Below are 15,998 nucleotides of genomic sequence, written 5' to 3'. Positions count from 1 at the left end.
GTCGCGATCACACGGCCGAACGTGTGTGATCGTCAGGGCCGCGATTCCATGTTGCGCCGGCGCACTGCGCCACGCGGCATCGTGAATCGCGCGTCCTGGGGGGCACTACGTATGCTTCCCGTTTTCAATCGAGGCGCGCCTGTGCGCCGTCATGCAAGCGAGGCCAAACGCCATGCGTGAACTGTTTCCATTGCTGTTGCAAGGCACACTCGTCACGATCGAGATCGCCGTGCTCGGCACGCTGCTCGCCATCGCGATGGCATTCATCGCCACGGCCGCCAAACTCGCGCCGTGGGCGCCCGTGCGCTGGATCGGCAACGTGTACGTGGAAGTGTTTCGCGGCACGTCATTGCTCGTGCAGCTCTTCTGGTTCTTCTTCGTGCTGCCGCTGCCGCCGTTCAGGGTCGAACTGACGCCGTTCACCGTGGCGATCGTCGGTCTCGGCCTGCACTATGGCGCGTACGGTTCGGAGATTCTGCGCGGCGCATTGCGCTCGGTGCCTGGCGGACAGTTCGAAGCCGCGCTCGCGTTGAACATGTCCGCGCTCACGCGCATGCGCCGCATCATCCTGCCGCAAGCGATGATCAACGCGCTGCCGCCCGCGACGAATCTGATGATCGAATTGCTGAAGGGCACCTCGCTGGTTTCGCTGATCACGCTGTCGGACCTCACGTTCCGTGCGCGCCAGCTCGACGAAGCGACGTTCAAGACGGCCGAGATCTTCTGCCTCACGCTTGTCATCTACTTCGTACTCGCACAGTTGCTCGCCACACTGATGCGTCATTTCGAACGGCGCGTGAGCCACGGCATCATCGTGCACACCACACACAAGGCGGCGCCATGAATCACTTTTTCGATCTGCAGTACGCCGCGCATATCCTGCCCGATCTGGCGCGCGCGTCCGTGTACACGATCCTGATCACGCTGGTCGGCTTTGCGATCGCGCTCGTGCTCGGCCTCGTGCTCGCGATCCTGCGGCGCAGCCATATCAAGGCCGTTTCGCGCACCGTCGCGTTCGTCGTCGAGTTCATCCGCAGCACGCCGCTGCTGATCCAGGTGTACGTGCTGTTCTATGTGCTGCCGACCTACGGCATCACGATGTCCGCGTTGATGGCTGGCACGATCGGCATCGCTGTGCATTACGCATGCTACACGTCCGAGGTTTACCGCGCGGGCCTGAACGGCGTCGCGCGCGGGCAGTGGGAAGCGGCTTGCGCATTGTCGCTGTCGCCGTGGCGCACCTATAGCGGCGTGATCCTGCCGCAAGCCGTGCGGCCCATCATTCCCGCGCTCGGCAACTATCTCGTCGCGATGTTCAAGGACACGCCCGTGCTGTCGGCCATCACCGTCGTCGAACTGATGCAGCAGGCAAAGAATGTCGGCTCGGAAACATTCCGCTATCTGGAGCCGATCACACTCGCAGGCCTGTTCTTTCTGGTCATCAGCATTACGTTCGCGCAACTCGTGCGGCGGCTGGAATTCCGCTTGAGGCTGCCATGAAGACCCATGCAAAGACACACGCAGACACCGACACCCGTTTGCAGTCCGAGTCCCCCGTGATGGAGAAAGAGATGAAGCGAGACCCCGTTGCCGTGCTGAGCGAAACGCGCAATCCAAAGGGTGAACAGCCGATGGTCCGGTTCGCCGGCGTGACGAAGCGCTATGGCACGCTCACCGTGCTCGACGAACTCGATCTGGAAATCGCGCCCAACGAGAAAGTGGCGATCATCGGCCCGAGCGGATCGGGCAAATCGACGCTATTGCGCGTGCTGATGACGCTCGATCCGCTGACGAGCGGCATGATCGAAGTGGACGGCGAACCGCTCACGCACATGCGCAAGAACGGCGCGCTCGTGCCCGCTTCGTCCGCGCATCTGCGGCGCGTGCGCAGCAAGATCGGCATGGTGTTTCAGAGCTTCAATCTGTTCCCGCACATGACGGCGCTCGCCAATACGATCGAAGCGCCGATGCAGGTGCTCGGCCTGTCGCGCAAGGAAGCGACCGATCGCGCGCGCGAATTGCTGACGCTCGTCGGTCTCGAGAACAAGTGCAATCACTATCCGTCGCAACTGTCGGGCGGTCAGCAGCAGCGTGTCGCGATTGCGCGGGCGCTCGCGATGCGTCCAAAGGTGATGCTGTTCGACGAAGTCACGTCCGCACTCGACCCCGAGCTATGCGGCGAAGTGCTGAACGTGATTCGCCGGCTCGGCGCGGAGCACAATCTGACGATGCTGATGGTCACGCATCAGATGGGCTTTGCGCGCGAATTCGCGGACCGTGTGTGCTTCTTCTCGCAAGGCAAGATCATCGAGCAGGGACCGCCGCAGCAGTTCTTCACATCGCCGCAGCACGAGCGCACGCAGCAGTTCTTGCGCGCGGTTCACGAGGCGGTTTGACGTCTCCCGTCTCCCCCGGCGCGTGACGGATGCGTCACGCCTGCCCTCTTCCGCCGCGCGCCAGTTCGTCGCCGCTGTCGTGCGGCAGCTTCGCGGTCACGGGTATCGATGCGACGGAGAACAGACCGATCGCGAGGAACGCGGGCCAGAAGTCGGTCCAGACGATGGTCGGATGTCCTTGCAGCTCGTGTGAGATCTGCAGGATGATGCCTGCGATCGTCACGCCGAGACCGAGCGAGATCTGTTGAACGACGCTCGCGACACTCGTTGCGCGTCCCACGTCGGGGCTCGCAATGTCCGCATAGGCGAGCGAGTTCAGCGACGTGAACTGCAATGACGGGAAGATTCCGCCGATCAGCACGACACACCAGAGCAGCGCGTGCGGCGTGCCGGGCGCGAAGAGTCCATAGCTCGCGATCGCAAGGCCGGCGAGCAGGGCGTTGCACATCAGCACGCGTCGAAAGCCGAAGCGCGCGAGCACCGACGACGCGACCGTCTTCATGAAGATCGAGCCGAACGCCGACGCGCAGGCGATCGTGCCCGCGGCGAACGGCGTCATGCCGAGTCCTTCCTGCAACGCGAGCGGCAACAGAAACGGCACCGCGCCAAGGCCGATGCGAAACAGCGAGCCGCCCGCGACGCTCGCATGGAAACTCGGGATGCGCAGCAGCCTCAGATCGAGCACTGGCCGCTCCACGCGGCTTGCGTACCATCCGTAGACCAGCAGCAACACGGCGCCCAGCACGCACATCGTCGCCGACACGGTGCCCGGCACCAGCTCGCCGCCTATCAGCGACAGGCCCAGCATGAACAGCGACGCGCCGCTCGCCGACAGAAGGGAGCCTGTCCAGTCGAGCCGCCCCGGATGCGCTTCGCGCAGGTTCGCGATGTGTCTGTTGGTGAGCCAGATGCCGAACAGGCCGATCGGAATGTTGACGATGAAGATCAGGCGCCAGTGCAGGTACGTCGTGATGAATCCGCCCAACGGCGGGCCGATCACGGGCCCGAGCAGCGCGGGCACGGTCAGGTAGTTGACGGCGCGAATGAAGTCCGACTTCGGCACCGAGCGGAAAATGATGATGCGGCCGACGGGCACCATCATCGCGCCGCCAATGCCTTGCACGAAACGCGCGGCGACGAAGAGCGGCAGGGTCGTCGAGGCCGCCGCCATCAGCGAGCCCGCCATGAAGATGCCGATCGCCGTGCGAAACACAGAGCGCGGGCCATAGCGGTCGGCGACCCAGCCGCACACGGGGATGAAGACGCCGAGGCCGATCACGTAACTGGTGATCGCGAGCTTCAGTGTGATGGGATCATGCCCGAGATCGCGGGCGAGGACGGGCAAGGATGTGACGAGGACCGTCGCGTCGACGTTTTCCATGAACATCGCAGAGGCGATTATCAATGGGACGAGGAAGGGGCCTATTGGCAGGGGCATGGAATGGGTTGTCTTTGCCTTTGTTTTTGCGTTTGCGGCGGCAAAAATTCGCAAATGCTGTTTGGGGTTGTTTTGCCGCTGTCGCTGGCATCCGCGATGCGGTTTGCTTTGCCGCTATCGCTGGCATCCGCGTTAGCGCCTCGCGGCGCAGGCGTTGCCCCTGTGCGGGGCGGCACCTCCTTTCTTTGCCGCGGCAAAGAAAGGAGGCAAAGAAAGCCGCTCACACCGCCAACTCTTATTCCTACCCACGGGCTCTCAACGTTCCAATACTTCTTGCGCTAGCGTACCGGCGCACTTTCGTTGCCAGCGCACTGACTAGCGCCTCAACCGCTTCGGCACCCGCGTTGCTGACCACGCCCTCGATTGTCCCGTGCCCCATGCGGCAAACCTATGTAGGCCTTCGCGCCATCAGAACACCTTCGCTGCGCGATGTCTCTGCCAGTTAGAGCGCTGCCCTGTGAGGTGCGACAACCAACATATGTTTGCCGCACAGGGCATTGAAACACCAGGACGGGTAGGCGCTGTACGAGCGCGTGAAGCGGGTGAGGCATTCAATCAGCGCGCGGGCAACGGGCAAGTTCAGCACGCTGCCGTGCGAAGTGCGGGGACGTTGAGAGCCCGTGGACAAGGGTCAAGTATTGGCGGTGTGAGCCGCTTTCTTTGCTTACTTTCTTTGCGGCGGCAAAGAAAGTAAGTGCCGCCCCGCACAGGGGCAACGCCTGCGCCGCGAGGCGCTATCGCGGATGCCAGCGACAGCGGCAAAACACAAACCGCATCGCGGATGCCAGCGACAGCGGCAAAACACAAACCGCATCGCGGATGCCAAATAGCGGCAAATCAAAAACCCCTATCGCGCCGCCCCAACGAGCGGCACCAGCATCGGCAGAATCTCCGCCGCCGCGCGCTCGACATCATTCGGGAAGTCGATCTCGATCCACGGCGCGCCCGTGACATCCGCCGTTTCGAACACGTGGCTGCGCTCCAGCAGCAAATCCCGCACAGCCTCCTCGTGCGGCATGTTCGCACGACCACTGTCGACGTAGCCGGCAACAATCTCCGCAAACCGCTTCGCCGTTTCTTCACGCAAACGGAAAAAGCCAACCGACTCGCCAATCGTGTCGTAGTCGAGATTCACGGCCACCTGCTTGCGCAGCTCAACCGGCACGCCGTCCTTCAGACACAGCTTGACCGGCTCGTCGCCCGTTTCGAAATCACAGTCGATGAGCAGCCGGTTCGCATGCTCGCCCGCAACCAGCGCGCTCAGAATGCGCTCGTCGTACAGCACGTCAGCGTCCATCAGCAGCACATCGCCGCCGCGCGTGAGCGCATCCGCAACCGTGTGCACGGTCAGCACACTGCCGAGATCGAAACGCGGATTCAGTTTGATCTCGACCTTGTGCGGCCATTCGATCCGCTTCAGTTCGGCTTCGACCAACTCCGGCTGGAAGCCGAGTGCGAGTACGACGTCATCGACGCCCGCCGCATCGAGCATCTGCAAATGACGCTCAAGCAGCGTCACGCCGTCGAAACGCAGCAGGCATTTGGGAAACTGTTCTCCGGCCGGTTGCTGGAGACGCAGGCCAAGACCTGCAGCAAGAATGATGGCGCGCATTCGCGGTCCTTTCTAAAAATATCAATCGACAGCGGGCAGGCGCGTCGCGCGCCGCCGCTGCCAGCTACGTTCGCTGAAATGCAAATAGAGCAGGCCCGGCAAGCCGAGCAGCAACTCGCGCGCACGCTTGACCAGCGACAGCGCCAATGCCGCCTCGGGCGGCAGGCCGACGAGCGGCGCGAGCAGCAGATAGCCGCCCTCCTGAATGCCGAGCGAGCCGGGAATCGCAAAAGCCGCGCCGCGAATCGCCTGGCCGAGGCTTTCGAGCAGCAGCGCATCGACCCAGCCGACCGGATGGCCGAGAAAGCGCAGCGCGAGCCACACTTCCACGGTGCCGACGATCCAGCCCGCAAGGCTCAGCGCAAAGCTCGCCGCGACCTTGCCGCGCTGGTCGTAGAGTTCGCGCACGGCCGTATCGACGGCATCGGCGCGCGTCGTCAGCGACGACCAGTCGCGCTTGCCGAATACCTTCGACAGCACGCGCAGCGCCTTGCCGAACAGGCCGCGTCGCTGAGCAACGTAGAAGCCCAGGATCAGCACCGCGAGCACGCCCGTTGCGATCAGCGCCGCCGTCTGCAGATCGCGCATCGCGCCGTGCGCCGCCGATGCGCCGAACAGCAGCAGCCCGAGCATCGCGAAGACGATCTGCGCGAGCGCCTGCAACGTGGTGCTCACAGTGATCGCGGCAGCGGCGTCACGCATGCGCAAACCGCGCTGCGACAACTGACGCACCATCATCACCGGGCCGCCGATCTGGCCGGCAGGCAGCAGGCTGTTCACCGATTCGCCGATCCAGCGCGCGAACACCGCGTCACGCTCGGTGACTTCCTTGCGGTTCTTGTCGAACATCACGGAGATCGCGCCCGCATCGAGCACGAGCGGCAGCAGGTGGAACGCCGCGACGAGCGCGAGGCCCCAGCCGGCCGCCATCAGCGTCGACACGACCGAGCCGAACCCCTGCCACGCGAGCAATGCAACGAACAGCGCGCCGCCGATCGTCAGCAGGATCATGGCGGCACGTGTCACACGCCTTCTCCTGCATTGCCGCCACGACGACGCGCGAACTGGCTGAACACCTGGCGAAAGCCGAAGTACGCAATCGCGTCCTTCAGATTCGAAATCACGCGGCGCCACGGGCGCATGTTCGGATCGGTCACGTACTCGAACGTCAGCGAGACGCGCATTTCGTTTTCGAGCGCGGGCGTGATGCGGTGACGCAGCTTGTCGCCGTCGAAGAACACCAGGCCACCCGGCGGAATCTGCACCGAGCCAGGCTCGTCGGCCTTGTCGGGATTGCGCGTGTGCAGCTCGTAGTCGAGACGGCACGACGATTCGTCGATCACGCCGAGCAGCAGCGTATAGCGGCGGCCGTCGTAGTAAGACGTATCGTAGTGCCAGCCGATATGGTCGCCCGGCTTCGTGTAGTAGTAGAGCGCATATGCATGAGGATCATCGGCCGGCGACAGCAGCAGCCTGTCGCCCGTCAGGTGTTCGAGCCAGCCGATCAGCTCCTTCGAGCGGTACAACTGCGCGATGAACGGCGCGAGACGGTCGATCGTATGCCGGCTGACGCTGCCGCCCTGCTTGTGACCCGGCAGATAGTTGCGGTTTACTTCGGGCAGCAGCGCGCGTGCCGCTGCGATCAGTTGCGCCGTCACTTCCGGCGCGAGGAAATCTTCGAGATACAGGAACGCGCTCTGATCGTCGAAATCCTTGCGCAGCTTCGCGTTGTCGAAGGTGCGGATGCGGCTTGCGACGGCGCGATCCGGGTCCGCCGCGCCAGCGGATGCGCCCGCATCCCCAGAAACGGCAGAAGCCGGCGCGAGGCCGGCAGCGTTGTTCAGCGAATTGGATGTAATCACGTCTTCTTGTGCGGGTGTGCTCATCGGCTCAACCATGCCTGACTGGTTTTTTGCGCCGGGCGACTGCGGCGCACGACGCGCCGGTAGTCGATGACCACATACGCAGCGAATAGCGGCGCGCCGATCGACGCGGCCACGAGAAACGGCGCGATTCCCCCCGTCAGCGTGACGAGGGGCAACAGATAAAGGATGTCTTCCGTCTCGAAGCCGCCGACGGAAGCCTGTTTGGTGCCGGCTTTGCCCGCCATTTCTTCGATGCGCATGCGCAGGAAGAAGATCAGCGCAACCGCGATGCCTGCGACGGTGCCAAGCACGAACGGCGGCATGGACAGCCCGATCAGATTGCTGACCTGTGCCGACGTCATGCCATAGCCCATGCCGCCGAACAGCAGCACGGTGACGAGCGCGTCGCACGCGAGATCGTAAAAATGACCGATGCGGCTCGTCTTACCGCTGACCCTCGCAAGCTCGCCGTCCGTATGGTCGACGAAATTGGACAGCACGATCAGGAACGCGCCGACGTTGGTCCACGCGAAACCGCCGCGCGCCAACGCCAGTCCGCCTGCAAGGCCGATCAGCAGCCGCACGGTCGTCAGGTGGTTCGGCGTTACGGGTGTATGCACGAGCGGCATGATGAGCCGCCGGGCAAGCCGGGCGTCCCACATTCTGGGCGCCGGGACGTTCCGGGGAGGGTTAGATTGCGAAGTCATAACCCGGAAATATATACGGGATCGCGATTTCTTGCCTCTGTCGCTCACAAATCTGTTGCTTTTCAAAGGTCTGCCCGTGGCCTCGCAGCACGAATTGCCGAACGCGGGTAGAGTGCGCGTCTGCCGCGTCGAGGTTACCGATTCCGGAGAACTGTTCCCGTCGCGGCTCGACTGCTGTCTACCCGTTTGCCTGTCCGCGCCCTCCCGTTCCCGCGCAGACGTTCTTCGACATCATGAAACGCCTCTTTGTCCGTCCCGCCGTCATTGCACTGCTGCTTTCGATCCTGCCCATCGCCGCCCGCGCCGCGTCGCTCGACGCCGCCCTCGCCTGCGACATATCGGCTCACAAGTTCATCGCCGATCTCGCCGCGCAGCAGTTGATCGATCCGAAGCCGATGCGCGTCGAGAGCAACTCAATCAACGCCTTTCGTCCTGTGCGCGGCGCCAGCCTGGAGGCGTATGGCTTCAGTGTGTTTGCCGTCGTCGGCTATGAACAGGATGATCCGTTGTTTCGTCCAGGCAGCGGCGAACCGCTTGCAAAGTCGGCTTACGGCGCGGTCGTCTGGGGCAGCGACGAGAAGGTGCAAACGGCCGTCGCTGCTGCGGGCAGCACGGCTATCGTTCATCACGTCGCGCCGCACGTGACGGCGATCTTCTGCAAGCGCAGCTGACGCGTCGCCAGCCGTCGTAGCGGGGCCGGACACGGTGCGCGGTTATCAACACTTTTAGTGGGTAAGCCTGTGAGTATCCTGGGCACGGCACACGCAAGTCGTTGATGTGATTGCAATTGGCCTTGCTGCTCGCCGCGCGCTCGTTTCGCCGCGCGGCGACCCGCAGCGCGGTTGTCCACAGAATGCGTGGAGAAGGTTGTGGACAACATGGGCACACGGCACGCAAGTGCATGGTGCGAAAGGAAGAGTGCGGCGCGACTCGCAAACGGTGCAACGGGAACCGTTGCGCTTGATGACCGCGTGAATACAGATGGAAAACTTCGTCGGATAAAATCCCCAAAACCTTTCCGCACGGCCTTCGACAGAAAGCCAATGCGCCCGACCACCGGAGCCCCTCATGCCCTACGATCAGCAGAACCCGTTTGCCCGCATCCTGCGTGACGAACTGCCGTCCATTCGCATCTATGAAGACGAACACACCGTCGCGCTGATGGACATCATGCCGCAGGCCGAAGGCCATGTGCTCGTTTTGCCGAGGGAGCCCGCCGCGGAGCTGTTCGAGCTGTCCGAAGACGCGGCGGCCGCCGCGATCCGCACGACGCGCAAGGTGGCGATTGCTGTAAAGGCCGCGCTGAATCCGCCTGGCATGATGATCGCGCAGCTGAACGGCGCCGCGTCGGGACAGACCGTGCCGCATGTGCACTTCCATGTGATTCCGCGCCACGACGGCATCCCGCTCAAGATCCACGCCGCCGTGCGTGCCGACCTCGACGAACTGCGCGCATTGGCCGAGCGCATCAAGGCGGAGCTGGAGAAGACCGCGTCCGCGTAATCGCCTCTCGTGTCGCCAGCCGACGACGCGCCGTCAGCCCGGCCGGCGAAACTCGTTTTCAACCCACGACGCCGCGCTCGTCCTGTTGAGCTTGAAGTGCGGCGCGACCTTTACTTGCGCGAGCTGTTCGCCGAGCGGGCCGAACGCCGTGAGCGTCGCGTAGGGATCGTCCTCGTCGGGAACGATATCGAGCGTCACCTCGACGGTTTCGCCGCCCGACTCCACCGTCAGCCGCTTGTGCAATTGAGCGTGCAGTTGCTGCTCATGTCGGCGCAATACTTCTGACGCTGTCTTCACGAGCGTGTTGAATGCCGCGACATCCAGCGGCTTCGGATTCTTCTTATCGCGGCCCATCGTCCACGGGCCGACCAGCGCGGGCTCGGCCTCGCCGTCCTTGATCATCTCGACGGCCCAGCCGTCGTCGTCCTCGTTCTTGATGATGCGTGCGGTCCAGCCGTTGTCGCGCCACAGGCGGTCTTCGTGCAGGGCTTCCGGCGCGCTGGCGGCGTCGGTTTCAGAGTGATGGGTATCGGTCATGACAGGAATGCTCGCGTTCGTCGGGCGCCGCGCGATGCATCGGCGGCGCGAGGCTCCGCATTCTACCCGCGCGAGCTGCGGAAAGACGGGCGCCGGCACTCCCCTATATCGAACGGACAAGAGAAAGACAATTCGCGGCCCAAATCAAAAGTTCAATCGAATTGCTGATCGATTTGAGAAATAGTCTTTTCCGCCGATTAACGTCAATCGAATTGCGATTTGTTAAAAGGCAAAAAAAACGCGGCCGGGCGGCCGCGTAAAAACAGATGAAAAAGACAACCCTTGGTCAAGGGGCGGGACGAATTCTATAAGGTGCGTGCGTATGGAACGAGTCCGCCGGATGGAAAAGTACCTTTCAATAAATCGCAGGAATCAAGCCTTGCAATTGCTGTTTGGGCCACTTTTCAACGGGTAAACCCTGCCGGTTTCGGACCCGTCCGTCGCACGATTGCAACAATCCGGCCATTGACAATGGTCGCGGCCCCAGCCGCCGATTTCAAAAAAACCTTTAAAAGCAAAATACTTAGCCTCATTAAATCGGTCTATTCCGGATTCTGGAAAGTATTGTTGCGCCGGATGCAAATAAACTGACGAATAACGGTAATACACTTCGCTCCGGATCGATGGCACGCAATACAGCACGTGTTCCGTATCGCGATCTCCACGCAAAGTCTCGGAGTAATAAAGCATGAAAAAAACCCTTCTCGTCGCGGGCATTCTCGGCGCATTCGCAGCAACCGCCAACGCGCAAAGCAGCGTGACCCTGTACGGCACGCTCGACGCAGGCCTCGTCTACACGAACAACCAGGCTGGCCACAGCAACTGGCAGCAAGGCAGCGGCGCGCTGTCGGATACGTACTTCGGGTTGCGCGGCAGCGAAGACCTCGGTAACGGCCTGCACGCGATCTTCACGTTGGAGAATGGCTTCAACCTGAACAACGGCAAGCTGACGGAAAACAACACGCTGTTCAACCGTCAGGCGTACGTCGGTCTGCAAAGCAATCAGTACGGCACGGTGACCCTCGGCCGTCAATATGACTCGATGGTCGACTTCCTCTCCCCGCTCGCGGCAGCAGGCTCGAACTACGGCAACAACCTCGCCGGCCACCCGTTCGACAATGACAACCTCGCCACCTCGTTCTCGATCAAGAATTCGGTCAAGTACACGAGCGCGAACTACGCCGGCCTGCAGTTCGGCGGCCTGTACGGCTTCTCGAATGAAGCCAACGGCTTCGCGGACAACCGGGCATGGAGCGCGGGCGCTACGTACAAGAACGGTCCATTGAACGTCGCGGCCGCTTACCTGCAACTGAACAACGCGGGCAGCAACAACACCAACGGCGCGATCTCGGCAGGCCAGGGCGGCGCGGCGCAACTCGCCGCGCAGACGCAGCGCACGTACGGCGTCGGCGCGAACTACGCGTATGGCCCGGCAACTGTCGGCCTGCTGTGGACGCACACGCAACTGGACAACCTGCAGAGCGCGAATGTCGGCGGCACGTTCATCAACGGGCTGTCGGGCACGAACCTGCACATGGACAACTACGAAATCAACGGCCGCTATGCGCTGAGCCCGGCTCTGAGCCTCGCGGCCGCTTACACGTTCACGGACGGCAAGGTTTCGGGTTCGAACGGCGATGGCTCGCCGAAGTGGCACACGGTGTCGCTGCAAGGCGACTACTCGCTGAGCAAGCGCACCGATGTGTACCTGGAAGGCGTCTATCAGCATGCTTCGGGCAACCTCGGCAACTTCGGCGCGAACGTCGCGGCAATCAACACGCTGACGCCGTCGTCGACGCAAAACCAGACGGCCGTCGCAGTGGGTCTGCGTCACCGCTTCTAAGCCTTATCCCCCGACCGGGCCGGCATGCGGATCGGATGACGATCCGATCCGTCGGGCACGGTCATCGACACAAAACGCGCGCGTGCAGTATTGACGCGCGCGTTTTATCTTTCACGCGGGAACATTCGCCCACGTCCGCCGGTTATCGAAACATTCGTTGACACTTTTCGTTCGGTTTACTAAAGACCTGCTTTTGTCCGTCGTTAAATGCTTACACGCGCACCCTCAATCTGACAGATGCGCGACCTAACAAGAAAATCGGAGAGCAATATGACGACAGCCTTGAAGCAGGCGGGTGCGCTCGCCTTGATGCTGGCCGCCGGTACCACGGCGCATGCAGGTTTCGATTGCAACGGCGCGCATAGCGGCTGGCGGTGGCAGACGTCGGACAGTTGGACGGGCACCGACAAGCTCGAACATTTCGCGGTATCGGCACCGTTTGGCGCACTGGGCGCGCATCTCGCACGCGACACGGAGCATCCCGTCGTCTATGGCACGCTGATCGGCACGGTGCCGGGTCTGGCGAAAGAAGTGATCGACGGCACTTGCACGACGAACGGCTTTTCGTACAAGGACTTGACAGCCGATGCGCTCGGCGCGCTGACGGGCGCGCTGCTGACTCACTGGGCGATCGTCTATCACCGCAATGCGCGAAGCACGACGGTCGGACTGGCGTACTCCGGCACCTTCTAGCATCTCGATGCTGTCGAAGCGGCGGGCGGTTTAGTCGTACCCGTACCGAGATGCTCAGGCGAGCGATGATGCCGCCATTCGGGCCAGCGGTAGGCACCGACGCCGCCGATGGCAAACCGGGACTCATTCGTCGCATATGCAGAACACCCGCTCGCGACTCGTGTTTGCCACTTTGTCACGAAGACGATACATGTTGCGCATTGCCATGCTTGCTTGAGCGCGTCGGATCGAATGGCATTGTCCTTGCATGCCGCAAATCTTCATTGTCCAACTACAGAGGAGGTCGACGATGAGTCTCGATTTGACGTTCCGCGCAGGCGAAGCCACTGTGTTCGCCGCGCCCGGTCAGGTGACTGACGCGATGCCCGAAATCCTGATAGGCCGTGTCGACGGACCGGTCGGTCACGCGTTCGCCAACATGATGGCGCAGAGCAAGGGACACACGGCCATGTTCGCGATCCGCGCCTGCAATCAGATGGTGCGCCCTGCTACGATGATCGTCCCCAAGGTGACGCTCAGGGACATGGCCACCATCGAGCTATTCGGTGGCGTCGTACAGTCGGCGACGGCGGATGCAATAGTCGATTGCCTGATCGACGGCATCTTGCCGAAAGACCAGGCCAACGAGCTATGCATCGTCAGTCTCGTGTGGATCGATCCGCGCTGCGCCACAGCGACGAACCTCGACAAGAAGGACATGTACCGCACGAACTACGAGGCGACCAAGCTTGCCATTCACCGGGCGATGAACAACGAGCCGAGCGTCGACATGCTGATCGCCAACCGGCATACCATCAAGCACGATATGGACGACTGGAGCTGAAGCGCGTCCTTGCGTTGCGGAGTTGAATGCGCTGGCTTTTAGCAACAGCGTCAATATGCGCAGTTCAAAGCTCGCGAAAAGCGCCACCTCGGATATCCTGGGTGAGTAACAGCTTGAGGAGGATGCAAGGTTTCCTCGATGCTCGGCCTGCTCGTTACGTCACAGTTGTTGGACGCCTGCCATTGTTGGCGGGCGTGTGATTGCACGGTTACGCGGGCTATGACATTCGCGTCAATCGGTTCCCCCAATACACCAGCGGCGATACGCATGTGCGACCGACTATCTCCGGTCAGACCTCGACGGGTCGGAATCTGTTACGCCCTAAAATTTCTGCCGAGACAGTCGCCTAACGTGTAGTCGTGTCGAAATACATAGTGCAATGGCCTCCATCGTTTCATATCGACCCGGCCGGTCGCCGCCGGCAGGTCAGTGTGGACATGAATTCGCAAAGCCTTCAATTCTGCGGCAACCATAGCCTCATCGTCACTCCCGATCTTGTGGATGCGAACAACCTACGCTTCGATCTGAGTCGGACATTCGGCAACCCTATCGGGTGCGATACATTCGCTAGCCTTCGTATTCAAATTTGCACATCGAAACGTGTCACGCTCAAATCGGTAGCCCATCTGCTTCTTGTTCATTGAAAGTCGCCCATTCTCAACGCAGCACCGAGCGATATGTTTCAGCGCGTGACGAAGTGTCGTGGTCAAGGCGTCGCGCCGAAGTCTGCATGGGCAGGCATCCCATCGACGTGCCGAAGACGCAGCGAAAGTGAAACATGGGACGAGGGTCCGTTCCGGAGCATATCGAAAGGCAGCTCCGGCTCTCTTTAGGCCTTTTTGCATTGGGCGACCCGGCAGAGGCGATCGCCGCGCTCGCTCGTCGCGCGATAGTCGGCCAATAGTTGCCGCTCATTCATCCCACAATTTGTCATTCGAACGGCCTGTCCACTCCAGAACCCGCCGGATGCCCGATAGAGCCCGGATTTGCTGGATCGCTTACGCCTCAGATGCTTGGCGTTGCATCCGGTAAGGATCCAACTGTAGCAAAATCCGGGTAATCGTTTCATGTTTATGTGAGTTCCCGCACACAGCACGTAAGCCTGCACTGGAATCTAACCTTCATTTGCCTAAGATTGCACCTCACTGTATTGTCTGCCTGAAGCCTCGCGTTTGCTACAGACGACGATTCCAATCCAGCTTCTACCTTTGGGCATCACCGGAGGAACGTATGGATGAACCGGGTCTACGTCTTGATATTGTCAGTAACCCTGTCGAGTTTCGTGCCCTGGAGCCGGAATGGAACGAGTTGTGGTCAAGAGCGGAAGGCCGCCACCACCAGGCTTTCGCAGTATGCTGGTTGTGCTGGACCAAAGTCGCCCAACCACGCGGCAGGAAACTATGCTGCATCACCTTGCGGGAGCAAGGGCGGCTAGTCATGGTATGGCCGCTCGTGGTGTACCGGAAGCTCTGGTGGACAGTTGTGCGTCCGCTTGCGAGCGAATCTACTGATTATACGAACATCCTTGTGCAGGACGGACCCACGGCTTTGAAGGCGGTTCCACGTGCGTGGGACGTGGTCCAAAAGCGATGCGGCGCCGATATCATCCTCCTGCCATTTCTGAATGCCGATTCCAGATTGTTCGAACTGGCGTCGAGCAAGCGTGGTGTTATGACGAAGGCCGTGCATCCAGTCGCCGTCGCAATGCTGCGCGGTGAGGCCGACTGGAACACCTTCAGCTCGTCGCTTGGACGATTATTTGAAAACAAGCCTGGTGCACTGGAACGGCGCCTATCGAAAAAGGGGGATGTGAGAATTCGCTTTCTTGGACCCGAGGACGGCGAAGAAAATGCTCGTTTGGTTGACTGGATGCTTGAAAGCAAGCGCCAGTGGGCCGATCGCGCGGACAAAAAGGGAGAATGGCTATACTCGGTGGAGTACCGAAATTTTCTTGTCGCCTTGCTCAATCAGACCGATAGCGAAGTCATTGCTCGGCTAGTGGTCGTCAGCCTCGATGGCGCCCCGCTTGCGGTGAACATTTTCGGGTTGGGCAAGACCTGCGTTGACAATCTTATAGCGGGTTTTGATCCTGCCTACTCGCGGCAGTCGCCCGGTGCCATTGCGACAGAGCATTGTGTTAAATGGGCGCTCGAACATCATCTCGACCTTGACTTCGGCGCCGGCTCGGAAAAGCATAAAGGATACTGGAGTCGCGACAACATTTTGACCATGTGTAGTATGCAAATCGCAAACTCACGATGGGGACTACTAGCGTTTCAAGGAGAGAACCTCCGTCGTCGCTTCCGTCGGCAACAACCAGTTCATAAAAAGGAAGCGGGGCTGGCTGCGGTTTAACGCAATGTTGACTATGTGGATCAGTCATTTGCATCAAGCGCTATAGGGCTGTGTAACGGCAAATTCAAAATGCGACGCTGCTGCAGCAGACGCTCGCGTGCGCGGAGATCGCAGTTCCAGGCAGCAATGGAGGTGGCCATGAGCCCTGGAAAGCCTGACGAGATTCTGGCCAGGATGCTAACTGATCGTCAGTTAGCGACGAACGAATTCGGGCACACGGCGATGG

General features: G+C 61.2%; 16 protein-coding genes. 9 read left to right on the top strand and 7 right to left on the bottom strand.

The annotated features are described in order from the left end of the window. Positions 1-172: 172 nt before the first annotated feature. The 3 genes from ehuC to ehuA all read left to right on the top strand — a co-directional run bounded on the left by ehuC (position 173) and on the right by ehuA (position 2,396). Positions 173-844: an ectoine/hydroxyectoine ABC transporter permease subunit EhuC gene (ehuC, locus tag J8I87_RS20200; protein WP_209933553.1), complete on the top strand. Its 672-nt coding sequence runs from the start codon at positions 173-175 to the stop codon at positions 842-844. Then, complete coding sequence (ehuD, locus tag J8I87_RS20195) at positions 841-1,500, top strand: ectoine/hydroxyectoine ABC transporter permease subunit EhuD (protein WP_209933552.1); 660 nt, start codon at positions 841-843, stop codon at positions 1,498-1,500. The genes ehuC and ehuD overlap by 4 nt, the downstream gene beginning before the upstream one ends. Before the next feature lie 71 nt (positions 1,501-1,571). Further along, positions 1,572-2,396 carry an ectoine/hydroxyectoine ABC transporter ATP-binding protein EhuA gene (gene ehuA, locus J8I87_RS20190; protein WP_280923086.1) on the top strand — a complete coding sequence of 275 codons (825 nt, stop codon included), beginning with the start codon at positions 1,572-1,574 and terminating at the stop codon, positions 2,394-2,396. A gap of 34 nt (positions 2,397-2,430) precedes the next feature. Here the strand turns inward: ehuA and J8I87_RS20185 are convergent, their stop codons facing one another. From J8I87_RS20185 to J8I87_RS20165, 5 genes are all read right to left on the bottom strand, one after another. Then, positions 2,431-3,834, bottom strand: coding sequence for an MFS transporter (locus J8I87_RS20185; RefSeq protein WP_209933551.1), 1,404 nt, complete (start codon positions 3,832-3,834; stop codon positions 2,431-2,433). An 847-nt stretch (positions 3,835-4,681) separates the two neighbouring features. Further along, complete coding sequence (locus J8I87_RS20180; RefSeq protein WP_209933550.1) at positions 4,682-5,446, bottom strand: NTP transferase domain-containing protein; 765 nt, start codon at positions 5,444-5,446, stop codon at positions 4,682-4,684. A gap of 21 nt (positions 5,447-5,467) precedes the next feature. Next, entirely contained in the window at positions 5,468-6,472 is a 1,005-nt protein-coding gene (locus J8I87_RS20175; RefSeq protein ID WP_209933549.1) for a flippase-like domain-containing protein, read from the bottom strand. After that, the gene (locus tag J8I87_RS20170) at positions 6,469-7,332 is read right to left on the bottom strand and encodes a 2OG-Fe(II) oxygenase (protein WP_209933548.1); all 864 of its coding nucleotides are present in this window, start codon (positions 7,330-7,332) and stop codon (positions 6,469-6,471) included. The genes J8I87_RS20175 and J8I87_RS20170 overlap by 4 nt, the downstream gene beginning before the upstream one ends. Further along, positions 7,329-7,973: a CDP-alcohol phosphatidyltransferase family protein gene (locus tag J8I87_RS20165; protein ID WP_409518776.1), complete on the bottom strand. Its 645-nt coding sequence runs from the start codon at positions 7,971-7,973 to the stop codon at positions 7,329-7,331. The genes J8I87_RS20170 and J8I87_RS20165 overlap by 4 nt, the downstream gene beginning before the upstream one ends. A gap of 278 nt (positions 7,974-8,251) precedes the next feature. On the opposite strand from J8I87_RS20165, the gene J8I87_RS20160 reads away from it, so the two are divergent. Together J8I87_RS20160 and J8I87_RS20155 are read left to right on the top strand one after the other, a co-directional pair. Then, a complete protein-coding gene (locus J8I87_RS20160; RefSeq protein ID WP_209933544.1) occupies positions 8,252-8,689 on the top strand; it encodes a hypothetical protein in 438 nt (145 codons plus the stop codon). A 397-nt stretch (positions 8,690-9,086) separates the two neighbouring features. Next, on the top strand, positions 9,087-9,521 hold the full coding sequence (locus J8I87_RS20155) for an HIT family protein (RefSeq protein WP_209933543.1): 435 nt from the start codon (positions 9,087-9,089) through the stop codon (positions 9,519-9,521). Between the two features lie 33 nt (positions 9,522-9,554). Here the strand turns inward: J8I87_RS20155 and J8I87_RS20150 are convergent, their stop codons facing one another. Both J8I87_RS20150 and J8I87_RS20145 read right to left on the bottom strand, forming a co-directional pair. Then, entirely contained in the window at positions 9,555-10,058 is a 504-nt protein-coding gene (locus J8I87_RS20150) for a hypothetical protein (RefSeq protein WP_209933542.1), read from the bottom strand. Between the two features lie 372 nt (positions 10,059-10,430). Beyond that, on the bottom strand, positions 10,431-10,748 hold the full coding sequence (locus J8I87_RS20145; protein WP_209933541.1) for a hypothetical protein: 318 nt from the start codon (positions 10,746-10,748) through the stop codon (positions 10,431-10,433). On the opposite strand from J8I87_RS20145, the gene J8I87_RS20140 reads away from it, so the two are divergent. From J8I87_RS20140 to J8I87_RS20125, 4 genes are all read left to right on the top strand, one after another. Beyond that, positions 10,747-11,901: a porin gene (locus tag J8I87_RS20140; protein WP_209933539.1), complete on the top strand. Its 1,155-nt coding sequence runs from the start codon at positions 10,747-10,749 to the stop codon at positions 11,899-11,901. The genes J8I87_RS20145 and J8I87_RS20140 overlap by 2 nt on opposite strands. A gap of 270 nt (positions 11,902-12,171) precedes the next feature. After that, positions 12,172-12,594: a hypothetical protein gene (locus J8I87_RS20135; RefSeq protein ID WP_209933538.1), complete on the top strand. Its 423-nt coding sequence runs from the start codon at positions 12,172-12,174 to the stop codon at positions 12,592-12,594. Positions 12,595-12,883: 289 nt separating this feature from the next. After that, positions 12,884-13,417 carry a formaldehyde-activating enzyme gene (gene fae, locus J8I87_RS20130; RefSeq protein WP_209933537.1) on the top strand — a complete coding sequence of 178 codons (534 nt, stop codon included), beginning with the start codon at positions 12,884-12,886 and terminating at the stop codon, positions 13,415-13,417. A gap of 1,230 nt (positions 13,418-14,647) precedes the next feature. Continuing rightward, positions 14,648-15,772 (top strand): GNAT family N-acetyltransferase, encoded by a 1,125-nt coding sequence (locus J8I87_RS20125; protein WP_209933536.1) that lies wholly within the window; start codon positions 14,648-14,650, stop codon positions 15,770-15,772. The last annotated feature ends 226 nt before the right edge of the window (positions 15,773-15,998 follow it).

The organism is Paraburkholderia sp. LEh10 (assembly GCF_017814945.1).
Taxonomy (GTDB): Bacteria; Pseudomonadota; Gammaproteobacteria; order Burkholderiales; family Burkholderiaceae; genus Paraburkholderia.
The sequence above is the reverse complement of the archived record's forward strand: the minus strand, read 5'-3'. Positions and strand labels throughout refer to the sequence as shown.

Excerpts from the sequence above, each read along its gene's own strand:
- J8I87_RS20180 (WP_209933550.1), bottom strand. The coding sequence starts at position 5,446 with ATGCGCGCCATCATTCTTGCTGCAGGTCTTGGCCTGCGTCTCCAGCAA.
- J8I87_RS20185 (WP_209933551.1), bottom strand. The coding sequence starts at position 3,834 with ATGCCCCTGCCAATAGGCCCCTTCCTCGTCCCATTGATAATCGCCTCT.
- J8I87_RS20150 (WP_209933542.1), bottom strand. The coding sequence starts at position 10,058 with ATGACCGATACCCATCACTCTGAAACCGACGCCGCCAGCGCGCCGGAA.
- J8I87_RS20135 (WP_209933538.1), top strand. The coding sequence starts at position 12,172 with ATGACGACAGCCTTGAAGCAGGCGGGTGCGCTCGCCTTGATGCTGGCC.
- ehuD (WP_209933552.1), top strand. The coding sequence starts at position 841 with ATGAATCACTTTTTCGATCTGCAGTACGCCGCGCATATCCTGCCCGAT.
- ehuA (WP_280923086.1), top strand. The coding sequence starts at position 1,572 with ATGAAGCGAGACCCCGTTGCCGTGCTGAGCGAAACGCGCAATCCAAAG.
- J8I87_RS20125 (WP_209933536.1), top strand. The coding sequence starts at position 14,648 with ATGGATGAACCGGGTCTACGTCTTGATATTGTCAGTAACCCTGTCGAG.
- ehuC (WP_209933553.1), top strand. The coding sequence starts at position 173 with ATGCGTGAACTGTTTCCATTGCTGTTGCAAGGCACACTCGTCACGATC.
- J8I87_RS20140 (WP_209933539.1), top strand. The coding sequence starts at position 10,747 with ATGAAAAAAACCCTTCTCGTCGCGGGCATTCTCGGCGCATTCGCAGCA.
- fae (WP_209933537.1), top strand. The coding sequence starts at position 12,884 with ATGAGTCTCGATTTGACGTTCCGCGCAGGCGAAGCCACTGTGTTCGCC.
- J8I87_RS20165 (WP_409518776.1), bottom strand. The coding sequence starts at position 7,973 with ATGTGGGACGCCCGGCTTGCCCGGCGGCTCATCATGCCGCTCGTGCAT.
- J8I87_RS20170 (WP_209933548.1), bottom strand. The coding sequence starts at position 7,332 with ATGAGCACACCCGCACAAGAAGACGTGATTACATCCAATTCGCTGAAC.
- J8I87_RS20155 (WP_209933543.1), top strand. The coding sequence starts at position 9,087 with ATGCCCTACGATCAGCAGAACCCGTTTGCCCGCATCCTGCGTGACGAA.
- J8I87_RS20145 (WP_209933541.1), bottom strand. The coding sequence starts at position 10,748 with ATGCTTTATTACTCCGAGACTTTGCGTGGAGATCGCGATACGGAACAC.
- J8I87_RS20160 (WP_209933544.1), top strand. The coding sequence starts at position 8,252 with ATGAAACGCCTCTTTGTCCGTCCCGCCGTCATTGCACTGCTGCTTTCG.